Below are 22,481 nucleotides of genomic sequence, written 5' to 3' on the forward strand. Positions count from 1 at the left end.
GTCACCGGCGCGTCTTGGGGTCGAGCGCGTCCCGGACGGAGTCGCCGAGCAGGTTGAAGGCGAGCACGAAGATCACCAGGGACAGGCCCGGGAAGATCAGGAACGTGATGTCGTCGCGGTACACCTCGGCGCCCCGCTGGATCAGGCGGCCCCAGTCAGGGGTCGGCTCGACGATGCCGACGCCCAGGAAGGACAGCCCCGCCTCGGCCGTCACGAAGGCCGGGAGCAGCAGGGTCGCCTGGATGATGATCGGCGTCCAGAGGTTGGGGAGCAGCTCTTTGAACACGATCCGCGCCGGGGACGCCCCGGTCACCCGAGCGGCCTCCACGAACTCCCGTTCGCGCAGGGAGAGCACCTGTCCCCGCAGCAGGCGCGCGATCGTCGCCCAGCCGAACAGGGTGAGCACACTGATCAGCGAGACGGCGCGCAGCCAGACCGGGGTCTCCTCGTTCGGTGAGACGAACACCGTCTCGATCACCGGCATGAACGCGATGAAGAACAGGACCGAGGGGAACGAGAGCAGGATGTCGATTCCGCGCCCGATCAGATAGTCGGTCTTACCGCCGGCGTAACCCGCGACCAGGCCCACCACCACGCCGATCAGCGTGGTCAGCAGGGTGGCGGCGCCGGCGATGAGCAGCGAGGTCCGGATTCCGTAGACCAGCAGCATGAAAACGTCGCGGCCGAGGCCGGGTTCCAGGCCGAACCAGAATTCCGAGCTGATGCCACCATTCGGCAACAACGGGTAACCGTACTCGTTGAGCAGGCCCTCCCGATCCTGGCCGTACTGGGCGTAGGGGTCCTTTCCATATAGCGCCGATATCAGTGGCGCGGTGAGCGCGACGAGGAAGAAGAACAGCACCACGAACGCGGAGATCACCCCGGCGCGGTCGCGGCGGAACCGCAGCCACATGAGCTGACCGGGCGAACGGCCGGCGGTCGTCGGGTCGGCCGGACGCCCGGTGGGCTCGGCGGTCGCCTCGGGCATGGCCGGTGCGGGCATGGTCATCGTCGCGCGGACTCCCAGGTCGGATGCCGGGGAACGGTACGAATCCCGGCTACCGGAAACCATCGCAAGCGCGACCGCGAAAAATCAACGGCTAATCGGAAAAATGCTCCGCTTCCTTAATTTCGTTGTAAAGAGTATAGCTGCTTGTAGTCACATATTCGTTGACCTGGGCCGCCGCTGTGAGGCACACTAAAACAAGGCTGCAAGCGGTTATTCACGGATTTGTGACACGGTCATGACACGTCAATGACAAATCGTCCGGGGTATTTTCCGGTCACGCTCCGCCGGGCCGCGGCGTGTGCGGCGGCTGCAGCACCAGCAGCGCGATGTCGTCGATCGGTGCGTCGGGGGAGAACGCGTGCGTGGCGTCGCGCAGCCGCTCGGCGATCTCCCGGGCGCCCAGCCTGCGGCAGTGCGACAGCAGGATCGCCAGGCCGTCGTCATCGTCGAGCTGGCGCCCGCCGTGCCTGCGCTCGGTCACGCCGTCGGTCGCGCAGACCAGCGTGTCGCCGGGGCGCAGCAGGAAGGACTCGGCGAAGAACCCCGGGGTCTCGGTGATGCCGACGAGGATCTGCTGGGTGGCGATGCGGCTGACGTTGCCGTCTGCGAGCATGCGCAGCGGCGGCGGGTGGCCCGCGCAGGCGATGGTGCACGACACCCCGCCGCCCGCGGCGGGGCGCAGCTCGCCGTACACCAGGCTGAGGAACTGGTCGCGGTCGCCGTCGTCGTCCAGCAGGGCGCGGTTGAGCCTGCCCAGCGTGGCGGCGATGCCGTAGCCCTCCCTGGCGAGCAGCCGCAGGGTGGTGCGGGCCATGCCGGTGACCCCTGCGGCCTCCGGGCCGTGGCCGCAGGCGTCGCCCAGCGCGAACCGCCACGCGCCCTGCCCGGCCTGGTGCACGTCGTAGAAGTCGCCGCCGACGCTGCTGTCCGGGCCCGCGGGCTCGTAGACGATGGCGCACTCGACGCCGGGGATCGTGGCGTCTCTGGCGGGCATCAGGCTGCGCTGCAGCATGCTGGAGATCGCCGCCTCCCGGGTGTAGCGGCGGGCGATGTGCACGGCCCGCCCGACCCTGCGGCAGAGGTCTTCGGCCAGGCGGACGACGCCGCTGTCCGGGGCGCGCCCGCCGCCGAGTAACAGCAGGCCGACCAGCTCGGGGCCGACCCGGATCGGCAGGCTCAGCGCCATGCCGGGGACGGCTCCCGCGGGCAGCGCCCCGGCGGGCAGCAGCCTTCGCACGTCGTCCACGCGCCGCTCGTCGGCGTGGCAGACGTGGGCCAGCCGGGCGCCCTCCGGGCCGGTCAGGTAGACCGCCGACCACGGGGCCACCCTCGGCACCAGGAGCTGGGCGGTCAGGGCGGCGATGAGCCGCTCGTCGAGGATGCCGGACAGCAGGTCGCTGGCCTCGGCCAGGAAGGACAGGCCGCCCCGGTGGGCGCGCTCGGCCTCGGCGAGCCAGGCGCGCTCCAGGGTCGCGGCCACCCGGTCGGCGACGGGCTCCAGGGCGCGCGCGGCGGGCTCGCCGAACGCCTCCTCGCGGGCGGAGACGAGGACCAGGGCGCCCGCCGTCCGGCCGCCGGTGAGCAGCGGCGCGACGACCGCGCTGCGTGCCGAGCCGCCGAAGGCGCGCACCCCCGGCGGGTCGAGCACCACGGCCCCTGGCCGCTGGAACGCCTCGCCGGACGGCACCCGCCTGGGCGGCGCGGACGCCCCGGCGGAGGAGGCCGCGAGGTCGAGGTGGGCCGCGTCGGCGCCGGTCAGCAGGATGTGCGCGTCGCCGCCGAACATGCCGGAGACGACCTGCGCCACCCGGTCGAGCAGGTCGGTCACCTGGCCGCCGCCCTCCAGGGTGTCGCGCAGGCGGCGCTGCCAGGCGTCGGTGGTCTCCTCGCGCTCGGCCGGGGCGGGCGGGATCATGGCGGGCGGAGCCGGGGCGGCGGCGGCCCCGCGCAGGTCGATCCGGAACCACACGGTCTTGCGGGAACGGGCGTAGGTGACGCCCCAGGCGTCGGCGATCACCCGGGTCAGCGCGAGGCCCCGCCCGCCGCGGCCGCGCGCGAGGTCCTTGCGCCGGGGCGGCGCGTCGGGGACGGTGCGTGTGGGATGGCGGTCCTCGACCTCGACCGACACCCAGGCGCCGGGCTCGCAGCGGCACACCACGTCGAGGCCGGTGCCCGCGTGGACCAGGGCGTTGGTGACCAGCTCGCTGGTGAGCAGCTCGATGTCGGCGGCGGTGCCGTCGGGGTCGCGCGTCTCGCCGCCCTCCCCGGTTTCCGCGGAGACGGGATCCCACAGGCCCCACTCGGCGAGGGTCCGCCGGACGAAGCGGCGTGCCGCGGCGGCGGTGTTGGGCAGATTCGGGAAGGCGGCCCGTGATTCGAGTGGAATCTTCACGGCCTCTCCTAAAATGTCACTCGATGTGGCTGCCCTCTCACGCCTAGGGTGACAGGCTGAGAGCATTCGTACCGCAAGAGTCACTGAGATGGCGACATGAAATCCACATCGGTATCCGCAGGCCCCCCGGCCGCTGAGGTTCGTCAAGTCGGTCTCACGGGTCGCGCCCGTCCGTCGCCGCCCGGCCCCGGCGGGGCCGCAGAGCGCTCCGCCGGCGCGGTGGAGGGCCGCGCGTGACGGGCGCGGAGGCGGTTTTGCTGGTCGACGACCAGGAGACCAACCTGGTGGCGCTGGAGGCCATCCTGACGCCGCTCGGCCTGCCCCTGGTCCGCGCGGGGAGCGGTCAGGAGGCGATGCGGGCCATGCTGCGGCGTGAGTTCGCGGTGGTGCTGCTCGATGTCCTGATGCCCGGGATGGACGGCTTCGAGACCGCCGCCCACATCAAGCGCCTCGACGAGACGAAAGACGTCCCGATCATCTTCCTTACGGGTGCGGAGGGCGATCGCGACCATACCTACCGCGGCTACTCGGCCGGGGCGGCCGACTTCCTGGGCAAGCCGTTCGACCCTTGGGTGCTCCGCGCCAAGGTCAGCGTGTTCATCGACCTGCACCGCAAGAACCGCCAGTTGCGCGAGCAGGCCGACACGATGCGGCGCCTGGCCGCCCGCGCGGCCGTGGGCGAGGGCGAGCCGGGCCGTTACGCGGAGTTCGGGGCCCGGCTGACGGCCGTGGAGCGGCAGCTCGGCGTGTTCGGCGCGACCCCGTGCCGGGGGCACGACCTCGCCCTGCGCGAGTTGGCCGCGCGGGTGAACTCGCTGGCCGCGCTGCTGGAGACCCCGTCCGGCTAGAGCCCTGGTCGAGATGGGGGCCACCCCTGGCGCGCGCTTTAGGCGCGCATGGCACACTGGAGGAAGAGCGAGCGTGCTCCGGGGTCGGTGAAATTCCGAACCGGCGGTGAAAGTCCGCGACCCGGCCGAATCCATCGGCCGGTGGACCTGGTGAAATTCCGGGACCGACGGTGAGAGTCCGGATGGGAGGCGGCACGCGAGCGGCGGCGTGCCTTGGCGCGCTCGCCGTGCCAAGGTGTGTTCACGCGCACCCTCGAAGCAAGCCCCGGGGCCCGCCACGGCTCGTCAGCCGATGGCGAGGAGGAGGGCAGAGGGTGAGCGATCTCATTCACATGCGCCGCGCGATCGAGCTCGCCGCGGGCGGGCTCGGGACGACGAGTCCCAATCCGGTCGTCGGGTGCGTGATCCTCGACTCCGCAGGGCAGGTGGCCGGCGAGGGCTTCCACGCCCACGCGGGCGGCCCTCACGCCGAGGTCGCCGGGCTCGCCCAGGCCGGCGCGCGGGCGCGCGGCGGAACCGCATACGTCTCACTCGAACCGTGCGACCACACCGGCCGCACCGGGCCCTGCACGCTGGCGCTGCTGCGGGCGGGCGTGCGCCGGGTCGTGGTGGCCGCCACCGATCCCAACCCGGTCGCCTCGGGCGGCTCCGCGCGGCTGCGCGCGAACGGCGTGGTCGTCGAGATCGGGCTGCTGGAGCGCGAGGCCGAGGCCGGGAACGCCGAGTGGCTGGTCCGGATCCGCCACGGCCGTCCCCACGTGACCTGGAAGTTCGCCGCCACGCTCGACGGCCGCTCGGCCGCCGCCGACGGCACCAGCAAATGGATCACCTCGCCCGAGGCGCGGGCCGATGTCCACCGGCTGCGGGCCAGGAGCGACGCCGTCGTCGCCGGGATCGGCACGGTGCTGGCCGACGACCCCCTCCTGACCGCGCGTCCCCCGCTGCCGCGCCCGTCCGGGCCGCCGCTGCGGGTGGTCGTCGACTCCGAGGGACGCACCCCTCCGGGCGCCAGGGTCCTGTCGGACGACGCTCCCACGCTGGTCGCGGTGGCCGCCGACGCCGCGCCGGGGCCGCTGGGCGACGCCGAGGTGCTACGGCTGCCGCGCGCGGCCGGAGGGCGCCTCGATCTGCGCGCGCTCCTCACCGAACTCCACAAAAGAGACATTGTCGGCGTGTTCCTGGAAGGCGGGCCGGTGCTCGCGGGTTCCTTCATGGAGCAAGGACTGATCGACCGCGTGGTCGGCTACCTCGCCCCCGCGCTGCTCGGGGCCGGTGCCGCCGCCCTCGGCCCGGCCGGGGTGCGGACGATCGGGCGGGCACACCGGCTGGTCTATGAGGAAGTGACCGCCGTCGGGCCCGACCTGCGGGTCGTCGCCCGGCCGGCGCCGAGTGAGGAGAACTGAAGGAGATGTTCACCGGAATCATTGAAGAACTGGGCGAAGTGGTCGCGGTCGAGACGCGGGGGGAAGCCGCGCGGCTTGCCGTACGCGGGCCGGTCGTCACCGGCGACGCCGTCCACGGGGCGTCGATCGCGGTCAACGGCGTTTGCCTGACCGTCGCGGGCCTGGACGGCGACGTGTTCACCGCCGACGTGATGCGCGAGACCCTGCGGCGCAGCACGCTGGGCGGGCTCACCGGGGGCTCCAGGGTGAACCTGGAGCGCGCGGTGCGCGCCGACGCGCGGCTCGGCGGCCACATCGTGCAGGGCCACGTGGACGGCACGGGCGTGGTGCTGTCCAGGGAACCGGGGGAGCACTGGCACGACGTCCGCGTCTCCCTCCCCGACGACATCGCACGCTATGTGGTGGAAAAAGGGTCGATCGCGGTGGACGGCGTGAGCCTAACCGTGGCCGCCCTGGGGCCCGGCGAGTTCGCCGTCGCGCTCATCCCCACGACCCTGGACCTGACCACCCTCGGCCTGCGGGAACCGGGCGACCCGGTCAACCTGGAGGTCGACGTGATCGCCAAGTACGTCGAGAGCCTGACCGTCGCGCACCGCCCGGAGGTCCGGGCATGACCTGGGCCACGGCGGGCTTCGACCTGTTCGGCCAGCACGTGGTGTGGGCCGACCTGGCGGGCAACCTGTGCGCCCTGGCGACGGTGGTGCTGGCCATCCGGCGCACCATCTGGACCTGGCCGGTCCAGCTCACCGGGGCGGTGCTGCTGTTCGCCGCCTCGATCAGCGCCCACATCACCGGAAACGCACTAAAGCAGGTGATGTTCGGCGCGCTGGCCGTGTACGGCTGGTGGAAGTGGTCACGCGGCATGCGGGAACGGCGCACGCTGGCCGTCCGCCCGGGCACGACCCGGGAGCGCACCGCGCTGATCGGCGTCATGGTCGCCGCCACCTTCGTGGTCGCGCTGGTCTTCCACCTGGTGAACGAGAACCTGTTCGAGATCTCTTGGAACCCGCTGCCGGACGCCTACATCTTCGTGGGCAGCGCGGTGGCGACCTTCGCCCAAGGACGGGCCCTGATCGACTTCTGGTGGATCTGGGTGCTCGTGGACGTGGTGGGCGTGCCGCTGGCGTTCGGCGGCGGACTGGTGGTATCCGGCATCGTCTACGGGGTCTTCCTCGTGCTCGTCGCCGTGGGATTCATTACCTGGATGCGGGAGTACCGGGCCGGTACGGCGGCGCCGGTGGACAAGGTGGTAAGCGCATGAGAGGCATCGAACTGGACCGGGTCGAGCGGGCGGTGGCCGACATCAGGGACGGCCGTCCCGTCGTGGTCGTGGACGACGAGAACCGTGAGAACGAGGGCGACATCGTCTTCGCCGCCGCCAAGGCGACCCCCGAGCTGGTCGCCTTCACGATCAGGTACGGCAGCGGCGTGATCTGCGTGCCGATGCGCGGCACCGAGCTCGACCGGCTCGGGCTGCCGCAGATGGTCCTCGACAACCGCGAGCCGATGCGGACCGCCTACACCGTCAGCGTGGACGCCCGCGACGGGGTGACCACCGGCATCTCGGCGGCCGACCGGGCCAAGACCATCCGCACCCTGTGCGACTCCGCGACCGAGCCCTACGAACTGATCCGCCCCGGGCACATCTTCCCGCTGCGCTACACCGAGGGCGGCGTCCTCGCGCGGCGCGGCCACACCGAGGCCGCGGTCGATCTCGCGGTCATGGCGGGCCTGCCCGCCGCCGGGGTGATCTGCGAGGTGGTCAACGACGACGGCACCATGAAGCGCCTGCCCGAGCTGCGCGCCTTCGCCGACGAGCACGACCTCGCGCTGATCTCCATCGAGGACCTCGCCGACCACCGCCGCCGCACCGAGCGGATGGTGACCAGGGTCGCCGAGACCGCGCTGCCCAACCGGCACGGCGAGTGGCGGGCCTACGGCTACGCCAGCGCGCTGGACGGCGGCGAGCACCTCGCGCTCGTCTACGGCGACCTGGCCGGAGGCGAGAACGTCCTGGTCCGGGCGCATTCGGAGTGCCTGACCGGCGACGTGCTCGGCTCGCTGCGCTGCGACTGCGGCGTGCAGCTCGACGCCGCCATGGACGCCATCGCGACCGAGGGGCGCGGCGTCATCGTCTACCTGCGCGGGCACGAGGGGCGGGGGATCGGCCTGCTGGCCAAGCTCCGCGCCTACAGCCTGCAGGACGCCGGGAGCGACACCGTCTCGGCCAACGTGGAACTGGGCCTGCCGGTGGACGCCAGGGAGTTCTCCAACGCCGCGCAGATCCTGGCCGACCTGGGCGTGAAGTCGGCGCGGCTGCTCACCAACAACCCGGCCAAGACGCGGGGCATGGACGGCTACGGCATCAAGGTGCTGGGCCGCGAGCCGATGCCGCCCGCCGTCACGCCGTTCAACAGGAAGTACCTGATGGCCAAGCGCGACCGCCTCGGCCACGACATTCCCATGGAGATCCGATGAGTTCCGGTGGACGCCCTGACGCCCACGCCGTGCGCGCGGGCGGGCTGAGCGTGGGCATCGTGGCCGCCCGGTGGCACGAGAAGGTCACCGACCGGCTGGTGGAGCGGGCCGTGCAGGCGGCGCACGACAGCGACGCGCGCCCCACGGTGGTGCGGGTGGCGGGCACGCTGGAGATCCCCGTGGTCGCCCAGACCCTCGCGCGCACCCACGACGCGGTGGTCGCGCTGGGCGCGGTGATCCGCGGGGAGACGGCGCATTTCGACTACGTCTGCGACTCGGTGACCTCCGGGCTGACCAGGATCGCGCTGGACGAGGAGACGCCCGTCGGCAACGGGGTGCTGACTTGTGACGACCTTGACCAGGCCACGGACCGGTCCGGGCCGGGCGGCCGGGAGGACAAGGGCTACGAGGCGACCGTCGCCGCGCTGGAGACCGCGCTGATCCTGCGTGACCTGCGCGGATAGGCGTCCGTGCCCGGCGTGACGGCCGAGGCTCCGGCCCGGAGGTCACGCGGGGGAACACGGCCGGCGCGAAAGCCCAGGTGATCCGCGAGACCGCCGAGGGTGTGCGGTAGGTTGCCTTGCGTCTTTGCCGTCGCACGGGCCCGCGCGCCCGTGCGACGGCTTCCCGCGACGACGGAGCGCCGCAGATGTCTGAGATCGTCACCCCGCCCAGCCTGCCCGTCACGTGGCGGCCGCGCAGAGGGCGGCTGGTGGCGTACGGCTTCGCGGCGGCGGCGATCATCGGATCGGTGGTCCTCGCGATCGCGCTGCCCGCGCCCTTCGGTCTCGCGGACAAGGCGTTCATGGTCATCCTGGGGTGCGTGTTCGCGGGGGTCCTGCACCTGCTCGGGCGATGCCGCGTCGAGGCCGACGACAGGGGGGTCACCCTGGTCAACGCGCTGCGCACGCACAGTTACACCTGGCCGGAGGTCCTCGACGTCACGCTCGTGGACGGCGAGCCGTGGGCGAAGATCGACTTCGCGGACGGCTCCACCGTGGGCGCGATGGGCATCCAGGGGTCGGAGAAGGAGCGCGCGCGGCGGCAGGTGGCCGAGCTGACCGCGCTCATCCACGAGCGCGGCGAGGCCGGAGAGCCCTGATCTGCAACTTGCAGGTGTTCGTCCACAGGGTTTCGCGTTTGAGCGCGCCGAGATCCACAGGTACGGCGGGCTTCGCCCCGCTCCGCGCGAGCGCGCGTAGCCTGAGAAGGTGCCGCGCGCGACCACCACCGTCTCCGCCATCGAGTCCCCCGCCGGGCTCGCCGAACTCCTCGACGCCCACGCCTACCTCGCCGACGAGGGCCTGGCCACCGCCTGCTTCCTGGCGCTGCGGATGCGCAGGCCGCTGTTCCTGGAGGGCGAGGCCGGGGTCGGCAAGACCGAGCTGGCGAAGACCCTCGCGGCCGTGCTGGGCGCCCCGCTGATCCGGCTGCAGTGCTACGAGGGCCTCGACGCCGCCCAGGCCCTCTACGACTGGGACTTCCCGCGCCAGCTCCTGCACCTCAAGGCCGCCGAGGCGGCAGGGGCCACCGATCCGGCCGCGCTGGAGGGCGAGCTCTACGACCGCCGCTTCCTGATCGCCAGGCCGCTGCTGGCCGCGCTGGAGACCCAGCCCAGTGTGCTGCTGGTCGACGAGATCGACCGGGGCGACGACGAGTTCGAGGCGTTCCTGCTGGAGATCCTCTCCGACTACACGATCTCCGTGCCCGAACTGGGCACGATCCGCGCCGAGACCCCACCGGTCGTCGTCGTCACCTCCAACCGCACCCGCGAGGTCCACGACGCGCTGAAGCGCCGCTGCCTCTACCACTGGCTCGAACACCCCTCCTACGACCGCGAGGTCGCCATCCTCCTGCGCCGCCTCCCCGCCTGCGGCCCCGCCCTGGCCGCCCAGGTCGCCGCGGCGGCGGGCCGCCTGCGCACGGCCGACCTCGTCAAGCCCCCCGGCGTCGCCGAGACCCTCGACTGGGCCGAGGCCCTCCTCACCCTGGGCGCCCGCGACCTAGACCCCGACCTCGCCGCCGCCACCCTCGGCGCTCTCCTCAAACACCGCGACGACCAGTCCACGGTCCTTCGCACCGGACTCCTGCGCCATGAGTGACCCCACCGTCCGCACCGCGACGGCGACCGGCGCGCCGACCTTCGGAGCCGGGAGGCGGCGGCCGGCCGATCGGCGCGGGGTGGCGGGTCATGAGTGACCGCTCCATTCACTCTCACGGTGGCGGCGTCTCCGATGGAGACGGGGGGCGGGTTGTGGGGGCGCTCGTTGGGTTCGTCAGGACTCTGCGGGCGGCCGGGGTGGGGGCCGATCATGAGCGGGCGCAGAACATGGTGCGGGCCGCCGCCGTCCTTGGGGCGGCCGAGCCGGGCGACCTCTACTGGGCCGGTCGGCTCACGCTCTGTGCCTCGCCGGACGACCTCGCCCGATACGACCGGTGCTTCGCCGCCTACTTCGGCGGGGCGTGGCCCGGGCGGGCGCCCGCCGTCCCGCCGACCGTTACGATCACCCGGCACACCGTCTCCGCCGACGGCTCCCAGGGCCGCGAGGCGGGCGAGGCCGAGCCGATGGCCGTCGCCGCGACCGACGCCGAGTACCTGCGCAGGCGCGACGTGGCCGCGCTCAGCGCCGCCGAGCGGGCCGAGGTGCACCGGATGCTCGCGCTGCTGCGCGCCGGCCGCGCCCGCCGGACCTTCCGCAGGTTCGCCCCCTCCCACCGGGGCGCGCTCGACGAGCGCCGCACCGTCAGGGAGGCGCTGCGCCGGGGCGGGGAGATCGCGCTGCTGCGCCGCCGTGCCCACCGCGAGCGCCCCCGGGCCGTCGCGCTGCTGATCGACGTCAGCGGCTCCATGGCCCCCTACGCCGACACCCTGCTGCGCTTCGCGCACGCCATGGTCCGATCCGAGCCGCGCGCCACCGAGGTCTTCAGCGTCGGCACCCGGCTGACCCGCCTGACCGCCGAGATGCGCCACCGCGACGCCGGCCTCGCCATGGCCGCGGTGTCCGCCGCCATCCCCGACTGGAGCGGCGGCACCCGGTTGGGCGAGGAGCTGAAGGAGTTCCTGGCCTCGCACCACGGACGCGGCGCCATCGTGGTGATCGCCTCCGACGGCTGGGAACGCGGCGACGCGACGCTGCTGGGCGCCCAGATGGCCCGCCTGTCCCGGCTGGCCCACCGGGTGATCTGGGTCAATCCGCACAAGGGGCACGCGGGCTACGAACCGCTCACCGCGGGGATGCGCGCGGCGCTGCCGTATCTGGACGACTTCGTGGCAGGCCACAGCCTCGCCGCGTATGAGGAACTCGCAGGAAGGCTCGCGGATGCGTGACGTGCTCACTCAAATAGTCAGATGGTGGTCCGAGGGGCAGAAGTTCGGCCTCGCCACCGTGGTGGGAACGTTCCGGAGCGCCCCGCGCCCGGCCGGTGCGGCGATGGCCGTGCTCGGCGGCGAGGCGGTCGGCAGCGTCTCGGGCGGCTGCGTGGAGGGCGCGGTCTATGAGCTGGCCGAGGAGGTCACCGCCTCCGGCGAGCCGGTGCTGCGCCGCTACGGCGTGAGCGACGACGACGCCTTCTCCGTGGGCCTGACCTGTGGCGGCATCATCGACATCCTGGTCGAGCCGGTCTCCCGCGACACCTACCCAGAGCTGGGGGCGGTCGCCGAGTCCATCGCCGCGCGCGAGCCGGTGGCCGTCGCCACGGTGCTTTCCGGGCCGGGCCGGGTGGGCGCCCGCCGGGTGATCTGGCCGGGCCGCGCGTCCGGGTCGCTCGGCCTCGACCGTCTCGACGCCGCCATCGACGACGACGCCCGGGGCATGCTGGCCCAGGGCCTGACCGGCGTCCGCAGGTACGGCGGGCAGGGCGAGCGCAGGCTCGACGACCTGTCGGTGTTCGTGCAGTCCTTCGCCCCGGCCCCCAGAATGCTCGTCTTCGGCGCCATCGACTTCGCCGCCGCCGTGGCCAGGGTCGGTAAGTTCCTCGGCTACCACGTCGTGGTCTGTGACGCCCGGCCGGTGTTCGCCACCACCAAGCGCTTCCCCGAGGCCGACGAGGTCGTGGTGAAGTGGCCGCACGACTACCTCACCACGGTCGCGGTCGACGAGCGAACGGTGATCTGCGTGCTGACCCACGACCCCAAGTTCGACGTGCCGCTGCTGGAGGTGGCCCTGCGCACCAACGCCGGGTACGTGGGCGCGATGGGCTCGCGCCGCACCCACGAAGACCGTCTCACGCGGCTGCGCGAGGCGGGCATGACCGAGGCGGAGCTGGCCCGGCTGCGCTCACCGATCGGCCTCGACCTCGGCGCCCGCACCCCGGAGGAGACCGCGGTGGCCATCGCCGCCGAGCTGATCCAACTCCGCTGGGGCGGCTCTGGCCGTCCGCTCACCGACACCACCGGCCGCATCCACGGCGACGCCCTCGATGCCCTCGATGCCCACGATGCCCACGGCGATGGCTGAGCGGCCGGTGCCGACCGGCGATCCGACGGCGGGGCTGCTGCTGGCGGCCGGCGCGGGCTCGCGGCTCGGCGTGCCCAAGGCGCGGGTCGAGTTCGCGGGGGAGCGGCTGGTCGATCGGGGTGTGCGGGTGCTGCGGGAGGCCGGGTGCCATCCCGTGGTGGTCGTGCTGGGCGCGGCGCGGGTCCCGGTCGAGGGGGCGGTCGTGGTGCACAACCCAGACTGGAGCACCGGCATGGGCTCCTCGCTGCGGGCCGGTCTGGACGCGCTCCCGTCCGAGGCCGGACGGGTCGTGATCACACTGGTCGACCAGCCCGGGATCGGCCCCGAGGCGGTCACGCGGCTGGTCGAGGCGGCGCGGGCGGGAGCCGTCCTGGCCGTCGCCACATACGGCGGCGCGCCCCGCAACCCCGTCCTGATCACCCGCGAGCACATGGCCGCCGTCGCGCGGTCTGCCACCGGCGACGCCGGGGCGCGGGGCTACCTGCGCGCCAACGCCACCCTGGTGACCCGCGTGCCCTGCGACGACATCGCCGACCCCGCCGACATCGACACCCCCGAAGACCTCGCCGCCCTCACCGGCGGCACGGCCAGGCGCGCCGCTCAGCCGCCGGACACCGGGTCATAGCGTAGGCCTGCGGTGGCCGCTCGGTGGTCGCTGCCGGGGGCGGGTTCGACCGAGGCCTCTGTTGCGGCGAGGCCGCGGTAGAGGATGTGGTCGGGGCGGGTGATGGGGAAGCCGGCGGGCCAGGTGAAGCCGAAGCCGGTGCCCGCCTCCAGTTGGGCGTCCTCCAGCGGGGGGACCAGGCCGCTGCGCCGCCGGTCGGTGGTCGCGGTGTTGAGGTCGCCGAGGAGCAGCAGGTGCTCGCTGCGGTCGCCCTCCACCAGCCGCCTGGCGGCGTCGAGGGTCTGGTCGCGGCGCACGGTGTGGCCCGGTCTGGCCGAGGCCAGGTGCATGACGTAGACCGTCACGTCGCCGCCGGGGGCGCGCACCACCGCGCGCAGCCCGCGATCCCAGCCGAGGCCGACGTCGATGGGGCGGGCCGAGGCGATGGGATGGCGGCTCCACAGCCCGACCGTGCCCACCGTGTAGCTGCTCGGGTAGTCCGCGCCGAGCGCGGCCCTGACCTTCCGCAGCGCCGGCCGGGTCATCTCTTGCAGGCCCACGAGGTCGCGCCCGCCGGCCACCGCCCGCACGGTCGCGCCGGGCCTGCCGTTGGACGCGCCCACGTTGAGCGTCGCGACGGAAAGGTCGCTGGGCCCGCCCGGCGGGCTGCGCAGCAGGGCCGGGCCGAACATCACGCCCCACACGGCCGCCGGGACCAGCGACGCCGCCATGGGCCGCCAGCAGCGGGTGCAGCAGGCCGCCAGCAGCAGCACGGGCACCGCGGCGCCCAGCCAGGGCAGCAGGCTCTCCACGACGGGCATGACACCGCCGAGGTCCGGGAACAGCCGGTGACCGCCCAGCAACAGCGCGACGACACCGGCGACCACCATGATCGTCCTCTTCAGCAGCACACCTTCCCCGTCCGCCCGGCCCGCGCCGTCTCTACCCGGAATGGGTAAGGCTATGAGGTGGGTGCTGCCGTCGTCAGGCCGACACACGACGGATACCCTGACACAGAACCGAACATGATTCTGTGCTTCAGGAGGATCGCCGGCATGCGCATCGGTATGGCCCTCGGGTATTCCAAGGGATTCAAGGAGACGGTGGCAGAACTCGCGGATCATGAGAGGGCCGGGCTCGACATCGTTTTCGTGGCCGAGGCGTACAGCTTCGACGCCGTCAGCCAAATGGGCTACATCGCCGCCAAGACCGAACGGCTGTTGATCGCCTCCGGCATCCTGCCGATCTACACGCGCACGCCCGCGCTGCTGGCGATGACGGCGGCCGGCCTCGACTCCGTGTCCGACGGCAGGTTCGTGCTGGGCATCGGCACCTCGGGGCCGCAGGTCATCGAGGGGTTCCACGGCGTGCCGTACACCGCCCCGATCGCCCGCACCCGCGAGGTCATCGAGATCTGTCGCAAGGTCTGGCGGCGCGAGCGCCTGGAGTACGACGGGCGGTACTACACGCTGCCGCTGCCGGAGGGGATGGGCACCGGGCTCGGCAAGCCGCTCAAGCTGATCAACCATCCGCTCCGGGCGCGGATCCCGATCGTGGTGGCCGCGATCGGCCCGAAGAACGTGGCGATGGCCGCCGAACTGGCCGAGGGCTGGGAGCCGATCTTCTACCTGCCCGAGAAGGCCGCCGACGTGTGGGGGGCGTCGCTCGCCGAGGGCGCCGCGCGGCGCGACCCCGAGCTGGGGACGCTCGACGTCGTGGCGCAGGCCCCGCTCGCGATCGGCGAGGACGTGACCGGCCTGCGCGACCTCGTGCGGCCGACGCTGGCCCTCTACATCGGCGGGATGGGGGCGCGGGGCCGCAACTTCTACAACGACCTGGCCCGCCGCTACGGCTACGAGCGGGAGGCCGAGCGGATCCAGGACCTCTACCTGGAGGGCAAGAAGGACGAGGCCGCCGCGCTGGTGCCGGACGACCTGCTGGAGAGGATCTCGCTGATCGGCCCCGAGGGGTTCGTCCGCGACCGGATCGCGGCGATGCGCGAGTCGGGCGTCACCACGATCAACGTCACGCCCATCGCCGACACCCGCGCCGAGCGGGTCAAGCTGATCGAGCGGGTGAAGGAACTGGCCGGCTGAGCCGGCGACCGGGAACCCCGCCCCCGGAAGTGCGGGGGCGGGGGCCGCCGTGCGTGGGGGCACGGGGGTCCACGGCGGCACACCCGTCAGGGAGGAAGGGCGGGGTCCGGCCACCGGGGCGGTGCCCAACATATCCCACCGGGCACTTGACTTTCAGTCATCTTCAAAAGTCAGTGAATCGTTGGACATTACGGTCAGAGCGTAGAGTCCCACGGCGGCGAAATCGGCCGCCGGTTCCGATGTCTGCCAGGCGCGGACGTCGTCCACGTAGCGGGCGCCGTGGCCGGTGAACTCCCGGTTCGCGTCCACGCCGGAGGCCGGGCACGGCTTCATCTCCTCGAAGGGCTCATCCAGGCCGTCGGCGAACTGCTCGGTGGCGTTCGGCCCGTTGACCACCGCGCCCACGGCCGTGCGCCCGGTCAGATTCGCCACCTGGTGGTGCGGGCAGCGCTCGCCGTCACCGCCGACGCCGACCACGAACGAGACCCCCCAGGGATTGGCTCCCAGCGCCCAGTCCCGCTGCCGCCCGGCGAAGCCGTCGTACCGCTCGTCGCCGGTGACCGCCCGGTAGAGCCGCGCCGTCGCGGCCAGCCCGAACGCGTGCGGCACCGCGTCGAAGTCGTCGTACCGCGCCCCGCCCCCGAACGGATCCCGCGCCGCTCGCCGGGCCCCGCGCTCCACCTGCCCCCGCAGGTCCGCCACCAGCCCCCGCACCACCTCGGGGGAGGAGGGGGACGGGCCGTTGAGGCGGAGGGCGCGGATCAGGTCGGCGTGGGCCAGGGCGCTGACGTCGTAGAGGTTGAGGGTGTCGCCGCCGGACTCGTGTTCGCGGTACTCCTCGGACCAGCGGACGGCCTGCGCGAGCCACTCGCCGGCGCGGAGGTCGCCGAGGCGCAGCGCGGCGAGGGACAGTTCGGCCGCGCCGAGTTCCATGTCGTCGCGCCAGGCGCTCTCGGGGTAGAACGCGTACGGCAGGGACGTGACGAGCCGTCCCACCCGCGTGGTGCGGGCCGACGCGTACACCGAGGCGGCCTTGGAGAGCAGGTCGCGAGCCCGTGCCGGGTCCGGCTCGGTCTGGGAGGCCAGGGCGAAGGCGGCGGCCGTGCGCCCGGCGAGGTTCGGGCTGATCGGCTTTCCCGGCGGTGCGGCGCGGAAGACCGGGCGGTCGCGGATGAAGCGCCGGTCCTCGCCGGTGTCGGCGTCGTCGGCCTGGGGGAGCCGCCAGACGTCGTGGTCGCCGACGAAGGTCCCGGCCTTGTCGCCCGCGCCGATGCCCACCTGGATGTAGAGCGTGCGGGTCCGTTCGTCCCACATCTTGTCCAGCCAGGCGAGCCCGTGCGCGGCCTCCGCGCCCAGCCGCGCGTCGGCGGCGGCTCCGCCGTCTCGCTTGGCCGCCCACATCAGCGTGTCCACGTACGCCATGATGTGGGTGAACTTCAGGTAGTCGCCCGCGTCGAACCAGCCGCCCTCGACGTCCACCCGGGGGCCGCCGGCGGGGCGCAGGGCGCCCTTGATCTGGTCGCTCTCCCGTCCGGCGAAACGCGGCCATTCGTAGACCGCGGCGGAGCGGTCGCGCAAGTGGGCGGGACGGCGGCCGAGCGGCCCCGCGGGGACGTTCGCCCCGTCGCGCTGGCCGGTGAAGAACGTGAGGATCCGCCCGGCCGGCAGGACGCCCGGCGCCGGGGCCACCTGGAACCGTGCCCGGGCCGGGCCCGCCTTGATCAGGTAGTCGCCGGGCGTGCGGACCCCCGACAGGTCGAGGTCGTACACGTGGCGATATCTGGAGTTCCAGGCGCCCCGGTCACGGCCGGTACGCCCGGCGAGCACCACCCGGCCGTTCCGGTCCTGGACGGTGAACGGCCCGGCTCCCGGCTTCCCGGTCATCAGATACGCGTGCTTGGACTCGGCGGGCGCGAACCCCGCCCGGCTCACCCGCAGGTGCCCGGCGGGCGCGGCCTGCGCCCTCGCGGCCACCGGCTGGACCCCCGGGCCGCACAGCATCAGCGCCGACAGCGCGGCGACGGCGGGCAGGCGGCGACTCATCGGCGCTCCATCGGATCGATCTCGGGGTGTGATACCTGCTCTGTGCTGCACGGGGACGCTAGTCGGGCCGGGGGAGCAGGGTCAAACCCCCTGTCATCCCCCATCGTGATACCAGGTACGGAAGGGTGCCTGCCCCTACCAGGGTGACGTGCCGTACATTCGGCGCATGCCCGCCAACCATGCCGAACGACGCGAGCGCGCGGCAGCGCTGCTCCCGGCGGTGAACGCCGACGCGCTCCTGGTCACCAAGCCGGTCAACGTCCGCTACCTCACCGGGCTGGTCAGCACGAACGCCGCACTGCTGCTGCACGCCGACGGCACGGCGGCGCTGGCCACCGACCTGCGCTACATCGAGACCGCACGGCGGGTCTGCGCGGACATCCGGGTCGTCCTGGAGCGGGACACCTCAGGCGCCCTCGCCCGGCTCGCCGACCCGGCGCGGCTGGCCGTCGAGGGCCACCACATGCCGGTCGCCGAGTTCCTCAGGATCGCCGAGGAGGGGGCGAGTGCCGGAGCGGGCGCTCCCGAGCCGGTCTCCGGCCTGGTGGAGGGCCTGCGGGTGGTGAAGGACGAGGAGGAGATCGACTTGATCCGCACCGCCTGCGCGATCACCGACCAGGCGTTCGCCGACGTGCTCGGCGCGATCAGGCCCGGCGTCACCGAGCGCGAGATCGCCCGCATGCTGGAGGGGCGGATGCTGGAGCTGGGCGCCGACCGGCCCGCCTTCGACTCGATCGTCGCCGCCGGTCCGAACGGCGCCGTGCCGCACCACACGCCCACCGACCGGCCGGTGGCCGCCGGGGAGCTGGTCACCATGGATTTCGGCGCCCTGCACGCCGGGTATCACGCCGACATGACCAGGACGGTCGCCGTCGGCGCGCCCGCCGGCTGGCAGCGCGAGCTGTACGACCTGGTGCGCGCCGCGCAGCGCGCGGGACGTGACGCCGTGAAGCCCGGCGCGACCGTCCACGACGTGGACGCGAGCGCCCGCGAGGTCATCGAAACGGCAGGGCGGGGCGAGCACTTCGGCCACGGTCTCGGGCACGGCGTCGGCCTGGAGATCCACGAGGTGCCGTTTCTGGGCCCTGGCAAGCCCGGTAGGATAGAGGATCGAGTTCCGATCACCGTCGAGCCGGGGGTTTACCTTCCCGGCAAGGGCGGGGTTCGCATCGAGGACACGCTCGTGGCACGCGTCGACCGACCGGAGCTCCTCACCCACACGACCAGAGAGCTGCTGATCCTGTGACAAGCGGGGGCGGCAGCCGTACGCAGGAGACAAGCGAGTGGCGACGACCAACGACCTCAAGAACGGCATTGTGCTTCGGCTGGACGGCGGCGAGCTGTGGACGGTCGTGGAGTTCCAGCACGTCAAGCCCGGTAAGGGTGGCGCGTTCGTGCGCACCAAGCTCAAGCACGTCCTGTCCGGCAAAGTCGTCGACAAGACCTTCAACGCCGGCGTGAAGGTGGAAGTGGCCAACGTCGACAAGCGTGAGATGCAGTACTCCTACCCGGACGGCGACGACTTCGTGTTCATGGACACCGAGACCTACGACATGGTCCAGGTGCCGAGGGCGACCGTCGGCTCGGCCGCCGACTACCTGCTGGAGAACATGCTGGCCACGGTGGCGTTCAACGAGGGCGTGGCGCTCTACGTAGACATGCCCGCCGCCGTCGAGCTGACCGTCTCGCACACCGAGCCGGGCCTGCAGGGCGACCGCTCCACCGGCGGCACCAAGCCGGCCACCCTGGAGACCGGCGCGGAGATCAAGGTGCCGCTGTTCATCACCACCGGCGAGAAGGTCAAGGTCGACACCCGCACCGGCGACTACCTCGGCCGCGCCTGATGACAGCTCGGGGCAAGGCCCGGCGCCGAGCACTTGACATCCTCTTCGAGGCCGAGCTGCGCGGTGAGGATCCCGGCAAGATCCTCGCCGAGCGGCTGGAGCGGGCCGAGCCGCCCGTCAACGAGTACACCGCCACGCTGGTCGAGGGCGTGGTGCGGCACCGCGCCCGGATCGACGAGCTGATCTCGACCTACTCCGAGGGCTGGAGCCTGGACCGCATGCCGGCGGTCGACCGCAACGTGCTGCGCGGCGGGTCCTACGAACTGCTGTGGATGCCCGGCGTCCCCGAGGGAGTCGTGATCAGCGAGTGGGTCCATCTGGCCTCCGAGCTGTCGACCGACGAGTCTCCGCAGTTCATCAACGGCATCCTGGCCAGGTTCAAGGAGCTCAAGCCGAGCCTCAGCCTGTGAGCCCGATGCGACGGGAAGGGCGCTCCCCGGCGTAGGCTGGCCTGACTGGACGTTCCCGGTGCGGGGGCGCGGTCAAGGGAGGACTGTGACGTTGCGGACGGATGGTGTCACCCGGCAGCCGGCGACGCCGGCGGCGCGGACCGCCGTGCTGTGGGGCGCGTTGCGCGCGGTGCTGGCGGAGCGGACCTCGGCCACCGGGCGGGAACGGCTCGACATCATCGACGCCGGGGGCGGCACGGGCGGCTTCGCCGTACCGCTGGCCGGTCTGGGTCACGCGGTCACCGTGGTCGATCCGAGCCCCGACTCGCTGGCCGCGCTGGAGCGCCGCGCGGCCGAGGCGGGCGTGGCGGTGCGCGCGCTGCAGGGCGACGCCGCCGACCTCGGCGACCTGCTCCCCGAGGGCGCCGCCGATTTGGTGCTGTGCCACAGCGTGCTGGAGTACGTGGACGATCCGTCGGCCGCGCTGCGCGCGGTGGCCCGGCTGCTGCGGCCTGGCGGCGTGGTGAGCCTGCTGGCCGCCAACCCGGTCGCCACGGCGCTGCACCGGGCGCTGACCGGGCGGTTCGACGAGGCCAGGCAGGTCCTGGGCGACACGCAGGGGCGCTGGGGCGACCGCGACCCCACTCCGCGCCGGTTCACCCGTGAGGAGCTGGGCGCCCTGCTCGCCGCCTCCGGGTTCACCGTGGGCGACGTGCACGGCGTCCGGGTGTTCGCCGACCTGGTCCCGAGCCGTCTGGTGGACGGCGAGCCCGGCGCCGCCGAGGCCCTGGTCGCCCTGGAGGAGGCCGCCGCCGCCCATCCGGTGCTGCGCGAGATCGCCACCCAGACCCACCTGCTGGCGACCCGGGGGTGAACCCGGCACGGCGTGAGTAGACTCGAACACCCGTTCGCCTAGGATGGTGCCGTGTCCCGGAAGCAGCAGGTTCCCAGGGTCGCCGCGATCCGGCCGGCCGACGACACCGGCTGCCCCATCCTGCACGTCGACATGGACGCCTTCTACGCGAGCGTCGAGCTGCTCGAACGCCCCGAGCTGACGGGCACCCCGGTGATCGTCGGCGCCGCCGGGGCCCGCGGCGTGGTGCTCAGCGCCACCTATGAGGCCAGGAGATACGGCGTGCACTCGGCGATGCCGATGACACGCGCGATGCGCCTGTGCCCGCACGCCACGATCATCCCGCCCAGCCACGGTAAGTACTCCGAGGTGTCCAGGGGCGTGATGGAGATCTTCCATTCGGTCACCCCCCAGGTGGAGCCCATCGCCTCCGACGAGGCGTTCCTCGACGTCGGCGGCGCCCGGCGCAGGCTGGGCTCCCCGGCCGGGGTGGCCGCGCTGATCCGCGCCCAGGTGGCCGAGCGTTTCGGCATCACCTGCTCGGTCGGGGTGGCGAGCAGTAAATTCGTCGCCAAGCTGGCGTCCCGCCAGTGCAAGCCGGACGGCATGCTGGTGATCCCGGCCGACGGCGTGGTCGAGTTCCTGCACCCGCTGCCCGTGGGCGCGCTGTGGGGGGTCGGCGACCGCACCGAGGAGGCGCTGCTCCGCCTGGGCATCAGAACCGTCGGCGACCTGGCCCGGGTGCCGGTGGCCACGCTGCGGCGCGAGCTGGGCCACGCGGCGGGCGGTCATCTGGCGGCCCTCGCCTGGGGGCGCGACGAGCGCGAGGTCACCCCGCACGTCCCCGACAAGAGCATCGGCGCCGAGGAGACCTTCCAGGCCGACGTGGACGACCCCGAGGCGATCCGGCGCGAGCTGCTGCGCCTGTCGGAGAAGGTCGCCGCGCGGCTGCGCGCGGGCGGTCATGTGGGCCGCACGGTGAGCGTCAAGCTCCGCCGGGCCGATTTCACCACGATCACACGCTCCCGCACGCTGCGTGAGGCGACCGATGTCGCGCAGGAGATTTACGTCACAGCCTGCGGATTGTACGCCGCGGCGGGGCTCGACCGGGTGCGCCTCCGGCTCGTCGGAGTGCGGATGGAGAACCTCCTGGCGGCCGAGGCGGCCGCGCGTCAGCTTACCCTTGGAGAACGAGAGTCCGGCTGGAGGGAGGCGGAACGCGCGATGGACAGGGCGGTCGCGAGGTTCGGACCGGGGGCCGTGCGCCCGGCCTCGCTGGTGCGGCCAAAGTTTGATGGAATGGATCTATGACGTCACCTCCGGTTTGGTCTACGTTGGACGTTTTCTTTCGCCCGCGTCTACAGCCTCGTATTCTGGGGATAACCGACCGCGAGGTTCGGACACCCCGTGTCGTCCGTTGCCGTCTTCCCCGTCCTGGGGCCGTCCTTGGGAGGCGCCGTGCCGCTCTCTGAGCACGAGCAGCGCCTGCTCGAACAGATCGAGCAGGCCCTCTACGCCGAGGACCCGAAGTGGGCCAATACCGTTCGAATCCGCGATCCACGCAACCACTACAAGCGCCGCCTGGTGAAGGCATCCATCGGGTTCCTTCTCGGCGTGGTCCTGCTGATGGTCGGCGTGGTTTCGCAAATCATCCTGCTCGGTGTCGGCGGCTTCGTGGTCATGCTCCTGGCGTGTCTATGGGGCCTGTCCAGTTGGAAGAAGATGAACGGGTTCGGTGACGCCACGGCGCCACAGGCCGGCCAGCCGGGGGCGGCGCCCCCAGGCGGGGCGGCCGGGCGGCGCGGCGGGCAGCGGCCCGGTTTCATGGAGCGCATGGAGGAGCGCTGGCGTCGTCGTCACGACGATCGCTGAGCGGTCCCGCCCGGCACGCGGAGCCGGGCATCTGAGCGCTTTCCGAGACCCGAGCGGGCGATTCGCCCCTCGGGTCCGATGCGCTCTCCGGCGTGCGCGCGTACGGGCGCTCACCCCTGTTCGACCTTGAAACCTCCGTAGAGAACCCCATGGAATCCTGCGGAGACCCGCGAGCACACCGATGGCCGCCCCC

Annotated in this window: 22 protein-coding genes and 1 riboswitch; of the genes, 18 read left to right on the forward strand and 4 right to left on the reverse strand. The window is 72.7% G+C overall.

What is annotated here, in order from left to right; genetic code table 11:
- Position 1: 1 nt before the first annotated feature.
- A complete protein-coding gene (locus P3X83_RS29905; protein ID WP_277308610.1) occupies positions 2–1,009 on the reverse strand; it encodes an ABC transporter permease in 1,008 nt (335 codons plus the stop codon).
- A 274-nt stretch (positions 1,010–1,283) separates the two neighbouring features.
- Positions 1,284–3,401 carry a SpoIIE family protein phosphatase gene (locus P3X83_RS29910; protein WP_277308611.1) on the reverse strand — a complete coding sequence of 706 codons (2,118 nt, stop codon included), beginning with the start codon at positions 3,399–3,401 and terminating at the stop codon, positions 1,284–1,286.
- A gap of 233 nt (positions 3,402–3,634) precedes the next feature.
- Here P3X83_RS29910 and P3X83_RS29915 point away from each other — a divergent pair, with 233 nt between their 5' ends.
- The 11 genes from P3X83_RS29915 to P3X83_RS29965 all read left to right on the forward strand — a co-directional run bounded on the left by P3X83_RS29915 (position 3,635) and on the right by P3X83_RS29965 (position 13,212).
- Entirely contained in the window at positions 3,635–4,249 is a 615-nt protein-coding gene (locus P3X83_RS29915) for a response regulator (protein ID WP_277308612.1), read from the forward strand.
- Positions 4,250–4,318: 69 nt separating this feature from the next.
- Positions 4,319–4,449, forward strand: a riboswitch (FMN riboswitch).
- Between the two features lie 114 nt (positions 4,450–4,563).
- Positions 4,564–5,652 (forward strand): bifunctional diaminohydroxyphosphoribosylaminopyrimidine deaminase/5-amino-6-(5-phosphoribosylamino)uracil reductase RibD, encoded by a 1,089-nt coding sequence (ribD, locus tag P3X83_RS29920; RefSeq protein ID WP_277308613.1) that lies wholly within the window; start codon positions 4,564–4,566, stop codon positions 5,650–5,652.
- A gap of 5 nt (positions 5,653–5,657) precedes the next feature.
- Positions 5,658–6,266: a riboflavin synthase gene (locus P3X83_RS29925; RefSeq protein WP_277308614.1), complete on the forward strand. Its 609-nt coding sequence runs from the start codon at positions 5,658–5,660 to the stop codon at positions 6,264–6,266.
- Positions 6,263–6,913, forward strand: a complete 651-nt coding sequence (locus tag P3X83_RS29930; protein WP_277308615.1) for a nicotinamide mononucleotide transporter family protein — start codon at positions 6,263–6,265, stop codon at positions 6,911–6,913. The genes P3X83_RS29925 and P3X83_RS29930 overlap by 4 nt, the downstream gene beginning before the upstream one ends.
- A complete protein-coding gene (locus P3X83_RS29935) occupies positions 6,910–8,130 on the forward strand; it encodes a bifunctional 3,4-dihydroxy-2-butanone-4-phosphate synthase/GTP cyclohydrolase II (RefSeq protein WP_277308616.1) in 1,221 nt (406 codons plus the stop codon). Before P3X83_RS29930 ends, P3X83_RS29935 begins: the two co-directional genes overlap by 4 nt.
- Positions 8,127–8,594, forward strand: a complete 468-nt coding sequence (gene ribH / locus P3X83_RS29940) for a 6,7-dimethyl-8-ribityllumazine synthase (protein WP_277308617.1) — start codon at positions 8,127–8,129, stop codon at positions 8,592–8,594. The genes P3X83_RS29935 and ribH overlap by 4 nt, the downstream gene beginning before the upstream one ends.
- 185 nt (positions 8,595–8,779) lie before the next feature.
- A complete protein-coding gene (locus P3X83_RS29945; protein ID WP_277308618.1) occupies positions 8,780–9,232 on the forward strand; it encodes a PH domain-containing protein in 453 nt (150 codons plus the stop codon).
- 109 nt (positions 9,233–9,341) lie between these two features.
- Positions 9,342–10,232, forward strand: coding sequence for a MoxR family ATPase (locus tag P3X83_RS29950; protein WP_277308619.1), 891 nt, complete (start codon positions 9,342–9,344; stop codon positions 10,230–10,232).
- 152 nt (positions 10,233–10,384) lie between these two features.
- Positions 10,385–11,458, forward strand: coding sequence for a VWA domain-containing protein (locus P3X83_RS29955; RefSeq protein ID WP_277308620.1), 1,074 nt, complete (start codon positions 10,385–10,387; stop codon positions 11,456–11,458).
- Positions 11,451–12,587 carry an XdhC family protein gene (locus P3X83_RS29960; protein WP_277308667.1) on the forward strand — a complete coding sequence of 379 codons (1,137 nt, stop codon included), beginning with the start codon at positions 11,451–11,453 and terminating at the stop codon, positions 12,585–12,587. Before P3X83_RS29955 ends, P3X83_RS29960 begins: the two co-directional genes overlap by 8 nt.
- Positions 12,580–13,212, forward strand: coding sequence for a nucleotidyltransferase family protein (locus P3X83_RS29965; protein ID WP_277308621.1), 633 nt, complete (start codon positions 12,580–12,582; stop codon positions 13,210–13,212). The genes P3X83_RS29960 and P3X83_RS29965 overlap by 8 nt, the downstream gene beginning before the upstream one ends.
- Here the strand turns inward: P3X83_RS29965 and P3X83_RS29970 are convergent.
- Positions 13,188–14,102: an endonuclease/exonuclease/phosphatase family protein gene (locus tag P3X83_RS29970; protein WP_277308622.1), complete on the reverse strand. Its 915-nt coding sequence runs from the start codon at positions 14,100–14,102 to the stop codon at positions 13,188–13,190. The two genes, P3X83_RS29965 and P3X83_RS29970, sit on opposite strands and share 25 nt — an antisense overlap.
- A 144-nt stretch (positions 14,103–14,246) precedes the next feature.
- Here P3X83_RS29970 and P3X83_RS29975 point away from each other — a divergent pair, with 144 nt between their 5' ends.
- Positions 14,247–15,287 (forward strand): LLM class F420-dependent oxidoreductase, encoded by a 1,041-nt coding sequence (locus P3X83_RS29975; protein ID WP_277308623.1) that lies wholly within the window; start codon positions 14,247–14,249, stop codon positions 15,285–15,287.
- A gap of 153 nt (positions 15,288–15,440) precedes the next feature.
- Here the strand turns inward: P3X83_RS29975 and P3X83_RS29980 are convergent, their stop codons facing one another.
- The gene (locus P3X83_RS29980; RefSeq protein ID WP_277308624.1) at positions 15,441–17,330 is read right to left on the reverse strand and encodes a glycoside hydrolase family 9 protein; all 1,890 of its coding nucleotides are present in this window, start codon (positions 17,328–17,330) and stop codon (positions 15,441–15,443) included.
- A 166-nt stretch (positions 17,331–17,496) separates the two neighbouring features.
- Between P3X83_RS29980 and P3X83_RS29985 the strand changes: the two genes are divergently transcribed.
- The 6 genes from P3X83_RS29985 to P3X83_RS30010 all read left to right on the forward strand — a co-directional run bounded on the left by P3X83_RS29985 (position 17,497) and on the right by P3X83_RS30010 (position 22,288).
- Complete coding sequence (locus P3X83_RS29985; RefSeq protein ID WP_277308625.1) at positions 17,497–18,576, forward strand: Xaa-Pro peptidase family protein; 1,080 nt, start codon at positions 17,497–17,499, stop codon at positions 18,574–18,576.
- A 37-nt stretch (positions 18,577–18,613) separates the two neighbouring features.
- A complete protein-coding gene (gene efp / locus P3X83_RS29990) occupies positions 18,614–19,174 on the forward strand; it encodes an elongation factor P (RefSeq protein WP_277308626.1) in 561 nt (186 codons plus the stop codon).
- The gene (nusB, locus tag P3X83_RS29995; protein WP_277308627.1) at positions 19,174–19,584 is read left to right on the forward strand and encodes a transcription antitermination factor NusB; all 411 of its coding nucleotides are present in this window, start codon (positions 19,174–19,176) and stop codon (positions 19,582–19,584) included. The genes efp and nusB overlap by 1 nt, the downstream gene beginning before the upstream one ends.
- Before the next feature lie 91 nt (positions 19,585–19,675).
- Positions 19,676–20,437 (forward strand): methyltransferase domain-containing protein, encoded by a 762-nt coding sequence (locus P3X83_RS30000; RefSeq protein ID WP_277308668.1) that lies wholly within the window; start codon positions 19,676–19,678, stop codon positions 20,435–20,437.
- A gap of 51 nt (positions 20,438–20,488) precedes the next feature.
- Complete coding sequence (dinB, locus tag P3X83_RS30005; protein ID WP_277308628.1) at positions 20,489–21,727, forward strand: DNA polymerase IV; 1,239 nt, start codon at positions 20,489–20,491, stop codon at positions 21,725–21,727.
- Positions 21,728–21,874: 147 nt separating this feature from the next.
- Entirely contained in the window at positions 21,875–22,288 is a 414-nt protein-coding gene (locus P3X83_RS30010; RefSeq protein ID WP_277308629.1) for a DUF3040 domain-containing protein, read from the forward strand.
- The last annotated feature ends 193 nt before the right edge of the window (positions 22,289–22,481 follow it).

Source organism: Spongiactinospora sp. TRM90649 (genome assembly GCF_029382225.1).
Taxonomy (GTDB): Bacteria; Actinomycetota; Actinomycetes; order Streptosporangiales; family Streptosporangiaceae; genus Spongiactinospora.